The following is a 10,337-nucleotide window of genomic DNA, read 5'->3' as shown; positions in this document are numbered from 1 at the left end:
GCATAAAGCCCACGCGCCATCCCCACCCGCTGCGCACCCTGCCCCGTGAACAACACGCCCAGTTGGTCCCCGCTCCGAGCCGGGCCCCGCACGACACCGGGCGCACCGCTTGCGACCGCACGCAGTCCGCTGATCAGCTCCTCCCGGTCGCCGCCCACCACCACGGCCCGGTGGTCGAACGCGGTACGCGTGGTGGCCAGCGACCAGCCCACGTCGACGGGACGCAGCGCGGGCGCGCCCTCCACGTACTCCAGCAACCGGGCGGCCTGCGCCCGCACCGCCTCGTCCGACCGGCCCGACAGCGCCCACGGCACCACGCCGTCCGCGCCGACCACACCGGTACCCGGCGCGGTCTCGTGCGGCGCGTCGGTTTCGGCCGGGGCCTCAAGGATGACGTGGGCGTTCGTGCCGCTGACGCCGAACGACGACACCGCGGCCCGGCGCGGGTGCCCGTTCTCCGGCCACGGCATCGCCTCGGTCAGCAGCCGCACCTCGCCCCGCGCCCAGTCCACCTGCGTGGTCGGCCGCTCGGCGTGCAGGGTCTTCGGCAGCACCGCGTGCCGCATCGCCTGGACCATCTTGATCACGCCCGCGACGCCCGCGGCCGCCTGCGAGTGCCCGATGTTCGACTTCAACGAGCCCAGCCACAACGGGCGGTCCTCCGGCCGGTCCTGACCGTACGTCGCCAGCAGCGCGTCGGCCTCGATCGGATCACCCAGCCGCGTACCCGTACCATGTGCTTCCACCACGTCCACGTCCGACGCCGACAGACCCGCCGCCGCCAGCGCCTGCCGGATCACCCGCTGCTGCGACGGACCGTTCGGCGCCGTCAACCCGTTCGACGCACCGTCCTGGTTCACCGCACTCGACCGGAAGACCGCCAGCACCTCATGACCGTTGCGGCGCGCGTCCGACATCCGCTCCAGCACCACCACGCCCACGCCTTCGGACCAGCCGGTCCCGTTCGCGGTCTCGGCGAAGGACCGGCACCGGCCGTCCGCGGACAGCCCGCCCTGCATCGTGAACCCGACGAACGCCTCCGGCGTGGCCATCACCGTGACACCACCGGCGAGAGCCAGCGAGCACTCACCGGCGCGCAGTGCCTGCGCCGCCAGGTGCATCGCCACCAGCGACGACGAACACGCCGTGTCCACACTCACCGCAGGACCCTCCAGCCCCAGCGCATAGGACACCCGGCCCGAGATCACGCTGGTCGCACCGCCGGTGATCTGGTGTCCTCGCAGCTGGTCGTCGGACCGGGCGACCAGTTCGCCGTAGCCCATCTGGTAGGCGCCCGTGTACACCCCCGTCCGGCTGCCCGCCAGCGTCTCGGGGAGGATGCCCGCCTGCTCCAGGGCTTCCCACGAGACCTCCAGCAGCAGCCGCTGCTGCGGGTCCGCCGCCACCGCCTCGCGGGGCGAGATCCGGAAGAACGGCGCGTCGAACTCGTCGGCGCCCGCGAGGAAGCCGCCCTCGCCGGTCGCCGACATGCCGGTCCCGTCCGGGCCCACCAGCTCGTCCAGGTCCCAGCCGCGATCGACCGGGAACGGGCCGATCCCGTCCCCAGCCTCACTGACGAGCCGCCAGAGATCGTCCGGACCGGTGACCCCGCCCGGGAGCCGGCACGCCATCCCGACCAGCACGATCGGGTCGTCGGCCACCGACACCGGCTCCGGCACGGCAGCCGTCGTGGGCGAGTCGCCGAACCGGTCGGCCAGGTGCCCGGCGAGCCGGGTGACGGTCGGGTAGTCGAACACCACTCCTGCCGCCAGGGCGATCCCGGTCCTGGCCTGGATCAGGTTCCGCAGCTCGACGGCGGTCAGCGAGTCGAACCCCAGGTCGCTGAACAGCCGGGCCGGATCGATCCCGGCGCCCGAGCTGTGTCCCAGCACCGTGGCCGCGGATTCGCGGACCAGTTCGGCCAGCGCCCGCTCACGGTCCACCGTGGACATCGAAGCGAGCCGCCCGCCCGGTCCCCCGCCGGCGAAGCCGCGGTTCGCGGCGGGCCGGCGCCCGCCCGTCAGCGTGCGCCACACGGGCAGGTCCTGCTGCTTGCGCAGGGCCGGCAGATTCAGGCGGGCGAGCCCCAGGACAGGCTGCGCGGAACGCGCCGCCCGGTCGAACAGGTCCATGCCCTGCTCCGTGGCCAGTGCTGGCATCGCCGAACGCGCGAGCCGCTGGAGGTCGGTCCGCGACAGGGCGCCGGCCATACCGATCTCGGTGGTCCACGGACCCCACGCCATCGACACTCCGGGCAGTCCGAGGTTCCGCCGCCGCTGCATCAGCGCGTCCAGGAACACGTTGGCCGCCGCGTAGTTCGCCTGGCCGGCGCTGCCGAGCACGCCGCTGAGCGAAGAGAACACCGCGAACAGCGAGAGATCCAGGTCCCGGGTCAGCTCGTGCAGGTGCCAGGCCGCGTCCACCTTCGGCGCCAGCACCCGGTCCACCTGGTCCTGCGACAGGGAGCCGATCACCCCGTCGTCGACCACACCCGCGGTGTGCACCACACCGGTCAGCGGATGCTCCGGGCTGGCGGACGCGAGCGCGTCCGCCAACGCCCGCCGATCCGTCACGTCACACGCGGCCACCGTGACCTCGGCGCCGTGGCGGGCCAGCTCGGCGGCCAACTCCGCTGCTCCCGGTGCATCGGGGCCGCGGCGGCTCAGCAGCATCAGGTGCCGGACCCCGTGCTCGACGGCCAGATGCCGCGCCACCACCGCGCCCAGAGCGCCGGTACCACCGGTGATCATCACGGTGCCCGCGCTGTCCGGCTCGTGGGGCACGGTCAGTACCAACTTGCCGATGTGCCTGGCCTGGCTCATGAACCGGAACGCCTCCGGCGCCTGCCGTACGTCCCACGTGGTCACCGGCAGCGGCCGCAGGGTGCCGGCTTCGAACAGGCCGACCAGCTCGCGCAGCATGTGCTGGACGCGCTCGGCGCCGGCGTCGGTCAGGTCGAAGGCGCGGTAGCTCAGGCCGGGGTACCGGTCCGTGAGGCTCTCGGCCGAGCGGACGTCGGTCTTGCCCATCTCCACGAACCGGCCGCCGGACGCGAGCACGTCCAGCGAGGCGTCCACGAACTCCCCCGCCAGGGAGTTGAGCACGACATCGACGCCCCGTCCTGCGGTGGCGGTGCGGAAAGCCTCGCGAAAGGCCAGATCCCGCGAGGACGCGAGGCGGTCAGGCCGGACACCCCGCGCACGCAGGGCGTCCCACTTGCCTTCGCTCGCAGTGGTGTAGACCTCCGCGCCGAGATGCCGCGCGACCTGGATCGCGGCCAGGCCCACACCGCCTGCGCCCGCGTGCACCAGGACCGACTCCCCGGCGCGGAGACCCGCGAGGTCGGCCAGGCCGTAGTAGGCGGTGAGGAACACGATCGGCACGGAGGCGGCCGTGGTGAACGACCATCCGTCCGGCGCCACCGTCAGGAGCCGGTGATCGGTCACCGCGACGGGCCCGAACCCGCCGGGGACCAGGCCCATCACGCGGTCGCCCACGCGCAGACCGGTCACACCGGGGCCGGTCTCGGTGACCACGCCCGCCGCCTCGCCGCCCAGCGGTCCCGCCTTGCCGGGGTACATGCCCAGCGCGTTGAGCACATCGCGAAAGTTCAGGCCGGCCGCGTGCACCCGGATCCGGACCTGTCCGCTCTCCAGCGGCCCGGCCGCTTCGGGGCACGGCAGCAACGCGAGGTCGTCCAGCAGACCCTTCCCGGTGGACGCCAGCCGCCACGGCGTGTCCAGCGGGGCGGCCAGCTCGTCGGCCGGTCCGGTCCTCGTCAGCCGGGCTGCCAGGAGCCGCCCTTCGCGCACCGCCAGTTGCGGCTCGTCGGCGGCCAGGACCTGGCCCAGCACGCCGGCGTCCACGGCGCGGTCGGTGTCGAGCAGGACGAAGCGTCCTGGGTGCTCCGTCTGCGCCGACCGCACCAGGCCCCACACCGCCGCGGCGGCCAGGTCGCGTACCGGCTCCCGCTCCGCGGCGACCGCACCCGCGGTCGCGATCACCAGCGGGATCGAGGTGAACCGGTCGTCCGACAGCCACTGCCGCACCTGCCGCAGCACGTGGCCCGTCAGCTCGTGTGCGGAAGCGACCACCGCCTCCGGGTCGCCGGAAACCGCCAGCACCACCGCCTGGGGTTCGGCGCCGTCCGCTATCGCGGTCACGTCGGCGGGATCCGCGACCAGCCACTCGTCCACCGCGGCGGCGGCGCCGGTGATCTCGATCCACTCCGGCTTCAGCAAAGTGCCGCCTTCGCCGGCGGTGACGCTGGCGGCGGCCAGCGGCCGCACGGCGAGCGAGCCGATGGACAGCACGGGCGCCCCGGTGTCGTCCGCGACCGCGAGGGTGACCTCGTCCGAACCCGTCCGGGTCAGCGCCACCCGTAGCCGCGAGGCGCCCGAGGCCCGCAGCACGACGTCGGCGAAGCTGAACGGCAGCCAGCCCGCCCCGGCCGACGCCAGGTCCGCGAAGACCATGGCGTGCAACGCCGCGTCCAGCAGGGCAGGGTGGATGCCGAACGACTCCGCCGCACCGCGGCCGGGTTCGGGCAGCTCGATCTCGGCGAGGATCCGGTCGCCGTCCCGCCATGCCTCGCGCAGACCCCGGAACGCCGGTCCGTAGGCGAACTCACCGCCGCCGAGCCGCTCATAGAACCGCTCGGTGTCCAGCGGCGCCGCGCCCGCCGGGGGCCACTGCCGGCCGAGCACGTCGAACAGCGCGTGGTCCGCGGGCCCGGTCGCGGCCGGGCTCACGGTGCCTGTGGCGTGCCGGGTCCAGGTCTCTTCGCCGTCCGGCCGGGCGTACACCGCGACAGCGCGCCGGTGCGCGTCGTCCTCGCCGACAACGACCTGAAGCTGAACTCCGCCCTGCGCGGGCAGGACGAGCGGGGTCTCCAGCACCAGCTCGTCGAGCCGGTCGCAGCCGGCGCTGTCGCCGGCGCGGATCACCAGCTCCACGAGACCGGCGCCGGGGAACACCACCGCGCCGCGCACCGCGTGATCCGCCAGCCAGGGGTGGGCGCGCACCGACAGCCGGCTGGTGAACACGAGCCCATCCGTCTGCGGCAACGACAGCACCGCGCCCAGCAGCGGATGCTCCGCTGCCGTCAGGCCGGCCGCCGACACGTCGGCCGAACCGCTGGAGGTGCGCCAGTACCGCTGGTGCCGGAAGGCGTAGGTCGGCAGCGGCACCCGCGTGACGTCACGGCCGGCGAACAGCGTGGTCCAGTCCACTTCGACGCCCTGCGCGCACAGGCGGGCCACCGCCGACGCCAGGGTCGGCACGTCATCGTGTTCGCGGCGCAGCAACGGCACGACGACGGTCTGCGGCGGGCAGCTTTCCCGTGCCAGGCCCGACAGGACCCCGTCCGGCCCGAGCTCGACCAGCGCCATGACACCTTGTTCGCCCAGCCAGCGCACGCCATCGGCGAACCGCACCGCCGACCGCACCTGACGGGTCCAGTATTCCGGCGAACACAACTCGGCGTCCGTCGCCCGGACCCCGGTCAGGTTCGACACCACCGCGATCCGCGGCGGCCGGAACTCCACCGTCTCCAGAACCTGCTGGAACTGCGCCAGCATCGGCTCCACCAGCGACGAATGGAACGCGTGCGACACCCGCAGCCGCGACACCCGGTGTCCACGCCCGGACACGACCTCGACGACTTCGTCCACGGCTTCGCGCGGCCCGGAGACCACTACCGAATCCGCGGTGTTGACCGCCGCGACCGACACCGTCTCCGGCAGTAGCTCGACCACTTCGGTCTCCGGCAACGAGATCGCCGCCATCGCCCCACCCGAGGGCAGCGCCTGCATCAACCGCGCCCGCGCCGCCACGACCCGGCACGCGTCAGCCAGCGACCAGACCCCGGCCACGTACGCCGCCGTCACCTCACCGATCGAATGCCCCAGCAGATAGTCCGGAGTCACCCCGAACGCCCGCAGCACCTCGAACAACGCCGCCTCGACCGCGAACAACGCCGGCTGCGCCCACCCCGTCTCATTGACCAACTCCGCATCCCGGCCCCACATCACCTCACACAACGGCCGGTCCAGCAACGGATCCAACTCCGCAAGAACCCCGTCCAACGCCCCCGCGAACACCGGCGAACCGTCGTACAACCCGCGGGCCATCCCCACCCGCTGCGCACCCTGCCCCGTGAACAACACGCCCAGTTGGTTGTCCTCGGCCGCGATGCCCAGCGTCACGCCCGGAGCGGATTCACCGGCCGCGACAGCCCTGAGCCCGGTCAGCAGTGTGTCGCGCTCGGTGCCCAGCAGCACGGCGCGGTGCTCGAACCTCGCCCGTGTGGTGACCAGCGACCAGCCCACGTCGACCGGGCCGGACGCCTGATCCGCTGTGAGATGCGCGAGCAGTTTCGCCGCCTGAGCGCGCAACGCGTCTTCGGTCTTCCCCGACAGGATCCAGGGCACCACGCCCGCGGCGCCGAAAGCACCGGGGCCGGACGGGGCGGCGGCGGTCGGGCCGGCGTCGACGGGTGCTTCGAGGATCACGTGCGCGTTCGTGCCGCTGACGCCGAACGACGACACCCCGACCCGCCGGGGGTGGCCGTTTTCGGGCCAGGGCCGGGATTCGGTCAGCAGGCGCACGTCGCCCTGCGTCCAGTCGACCTGCGTGGTCGGCGCGTCCACGTGCAGCGTCTTCGGCAGCACCCCGTGCCGCAGCGCCATGACCATCTTGATCACACCGCCGACACCGGCGGCCGCCTGGGTGTGGCCGATGTTGGACTTCAGCGACCCGAGCCACAGCGGCCGGCCCTCGGGGCGGTCCTGACCATAGGTCGCCAGCAGCGCCTGCGCCTCGATCGGGTCACCCAGCTTCGTACCCGTGCCGTGCGCTTCCACCGCGTCGATGTCCGAGGCGGACAGACCGGCGGCGGTCAGCGCCTGGCGGATCACGCGTTGCTGCGACGGACCGTTCGGCGCGGTCAGGCCGTTGGAGGCGCCGTCCTGGTTGGTCGCGCTCGAACGGAACACCGCCAGCACCTCGTGGCCGTGGCGGCGGGCGTCGGACAGCCGCTCCATCACCACGATCCCGACGCCCTCGGACCATCCCGTGCCGTCGGCTGCGTCAGCGAAGGACTTGCACCGGCCGTCGGTGGCTAGGCCGCCCTGCGCCGTGAACCCGACGAACGCGTCGGATGCGGCCATCACCGCGACCCCGCCGGCCAGCGCCAGTGTGCACTCCCCCGCCCGCAGTGCCTGGGCGGCCAGGTGCATCGAGACCAGGGACGAGGAGCAGCCGGTGTCCACGCTGACCGCGGGGCCCTCCAGCCCGAGGGTGTAGGAGACCCGGCCGGAGATCACGCTCGGCGCGCCACCGGTGATCTGGTGACCGCGCAGTTGCTCGTCGGCACGCGAGAGAAGTTCGTTGTAGCCGGACTGGTAGACGCCGGCGAACACCCCGGTCCGGCTCCCGGCCAGCGACGAGGGATCGATCCCGGCGTGTTCCAGCGCCTCCCACGAGACCTCCAGCAGCAGCCGCTGCTGCGGGTCGGTGGCAAGGGCCTCACGCGGCGACATCCGGAAGAACGCCGCGTCGAAGTCACCCGGCCCCTCAAGGAAGCCGCCCTCGCCCGTCGCCGAGAGCCCGGAGCCGGGGCCGTCGGTGCCCAGCAGGGCGTCGAGGTCCCAGTTTCGGTCCAGGGGGAACGGGCCGATGCCCTCGGCTCCGTTCGCGACCAGGCGCCACAGGTCCTCCGGCCCCCGCACACCGCCCGGGAACCGGCACGCCATCCCGACGAGGACGACCGGGTCGTGCGCCACCCCGGTCAGGGCCTTGTTCTCCTGCTTCAGCCGTTTGTTGGCCAGAAGTGAAGCACGCAGGGCCTCCGTCAGTTTCTCCACAGACGCAGTCATCGCGACCTCCAGGTCCCGGTCAGTCTTCGCGCAGTGCGAGGTCGATGAGGTCGTCCGCGTTCGCGGCGAGCAGGGCCGTCTCGTCTTCGTCCGGCAGGGCCGGCGGCTCCGCGACGGCTTCGGCTTCCACGGCCGTGCCCAGTCCCAGGGCGCCGCTGAGGTAGTGGGCCAGCCGGGCCGCTGTCGGGTAATCGAAGACCACACTGGCGGGCAGCGCGGCAGCCGATTCCGATTGCAGCAGATTCCGCAGCTCGACCGCGGTCAGCGAGTCGAAACCCAGCTCGCTGAAGGGTTTCTCCCGCGGAATCTGCGTGCCCGAGCCGTGTCCGAGCACGACCGCGGCGGAACTGCGAACCAGCTCGAGCACCGCCCGTTCACGGTCCGCCTCGGACAGCCCGGTCAGCCGGCCTCGCAACCCGCCAAGTGCTTCGGCGTCCTGCCCGCCACCGTTCAACGCCGCCCGGACCTCCGGCAGGTCCGACAGGAGCGCACTCGGTCGCATCGCGGTGAACACCGGCGCGAACCGCGCCCAGTCCATGTCCGTGACCACGAGCGAGGTCTCGCCCTCCCGCACGGCGTGCGCCACCGCGGCGATGGCGAGCTCGGGCCGCATCGGCACCACACCCAGTGCGGCCAGCCGGTCCCGTTGCGCCACACCCGGACCGCTCAGCATGCCGACCTCGTCCCACGACCCCCAGGCGATCGATGTCGCCGTCCGGCCCTGTGAACGGCGTTGCTGCGCCAGCGCGTCGAGGAAGGCGTTGCCCGCGGCGTAACCCGCCTGCCCTCCACTGCCCCACGCCGCCGCGCCGGAGGAGAACAGCACGAACGCGTCGAGGTCCAGGTCACCGGTCAGCTCGTCCAGATGCCGTGCACCGTCCACCTTGACCCGCACCGGCCACTCGAACTGGTCCCGGGTCATCGACGGCAGCGGCGCCGTTTCGCCCACGACACCCGCGGCGTGCACGACTGTCCGCAGCGGACGGTCTTCCGGAATGGCGGCGAGCACGTCGGCCAGCGCCGAGCGGTCGGTCACGTCGCACGCCGCCACCGTCACATCGGCGCCGGCGACCTCCAGTTCCAGCCGTAGCTGTTCCATGCCCTCGGCGTCGGGGCCGCGCCGGCTCACCAGCACGAGGTGGTCGGCGCCCCGCTCCACCAGCCACCGGGCCATGTACGAGCCCAGCCCGCCGGTTCCGCCAGTGATCAGCGCCGTTCCCGAGGTCGTCCACGACCCGGCACGGGGCCGGGGCGCCGGGGCGTGGACCAGCCGCCGCCCGAACAACCCCGACGGGCGCACGGCCACCTGGTCCTCACCCGAGGTGCCCGACAGCACCGCCGTGGCCAGGCGCGCGCTTCGCAGGTCCAAGACCTCGGGCAGGTCGAGCAGACCGCCCCACAGACCGGGCTGGTCCAGCGCGGCGACGCGGCCCAGGCCCCACGCGGCGCCCTGCCCCGGGGCCGTCAGCGGATCCTGGCTGCCGACCGAGACTGCGCCCCGAGTCGCCAACCACAGTGGCGGCGCGCCGGTGTCGCGCAGTGCCCGCAGGAGGGCGATGGTGCTCATGAGCGCGGTAGTCGTGTCCGGTTCCAGCGCCGCGGTGAGGGACAGCACGGCGGTCACCGGGACGTCGGCGTCGAGCGCGGCCCGCAGCCCGCAGCTCAGCGCTGCGTCGTCGCTGTGCTCCAGTACGACGGTGTCCGCGCCGAGCGCGGCAGCCACGTGGCTCGCCCAGGCGTCGTCGCTCTTCCCGGCCGGGACCACGACCAGCCGGCGTCCGGAGATCACCGGGAAGTGGTTGCCACCGAGTGGTTTCCACGTCTCCCGGTAGCGCCAGCCGTCAGCCGCACTCTCGTCCCGGCGGCGGGCGCGCCACGACGCCAGCGCCGGCACCATCGCCGCGACCACGGCGCTGTCCAGCCCGAGCGTCTCGGCCACCGACCGCACGTCCTGCTGCTCCACCGAGGCCCAGAACCGCTCATCGGCCGGGTCCACCGCGACCTGCGCGGCAAGCGGGTCGGGTTCGGGGTCGGGCCAGTAGCGCTCGTGCTGGAACGCGTACGTGGGCAGCGGCACCCGCACGGCGTCCCGGCCCGCGAACACCTTGGTCCAGTCCACCGCGAGACCGCAGGCGTACACCTGGGCGACCGCGGTGATCATCTGGTGCAGGGATCCTTCGCCGCGCCGCAGCGTGCCCGCGACGGGCACCGCGCCCTCACGACCGTCGACCACGTCCTGCACAGCGGGCACCAGCACCGGGTGCGGGCTGACCTCGACCACCACACGATCACCCGAGTCGAGCGCGGCCGTGAGCGCGTCCTCGAACCGCACGGTGCTCCGCAGGTTCCGGTACCAGTACCCGGCGTCCCACTGCGCGGTGTCCATCACCTCACCGGTCACCGAGGAGTAGACCGGGATCTCCGCGGACCGCGGCGCGATCGGCGCCAGATCGGCCAGCA

The 10,337-nt window shown here is 73.2% G+C and carries 2 protein-coding genes; both read right to left on the bottom strand.

The window, feature by feature from the left end:
* A partial coding sequence (locus V7E46_RS29570) for an SDR family NAD(P)-dependent oxidoreductase (protein WP_443054388.1) occupies window positions 1-7,865 on the bottom strand: 7,865 nt, incomplete at its 3' end.
* 31 nt (window positions 7,866-7,896) lie between these two features.
* The coding region (locus V7E46_RS29565) for an SDR family NAD(P)-dependent oxidoreductase (RefSeq protein ID WP_333771293.1) at window positions 7,897-10,337 on the bottom strand (2,441 nt) is incomplete at its 5' end.

This window comes from Streptomyces sp. IBSBF 2435 (genome assembly GCF_036815005.1).
Taxonomy (GTDB): domain Bacteria; phylum Actinomycetota; class Actinomycetes; order Streptomycetales; family Streptomycetaceae; genus Actinacidiphila.
The sequence above is the reverse complement of the archived record's forward strand: the minus strand, read 5'-3'. Positions and strand labels throughout refer to the sequence as shown.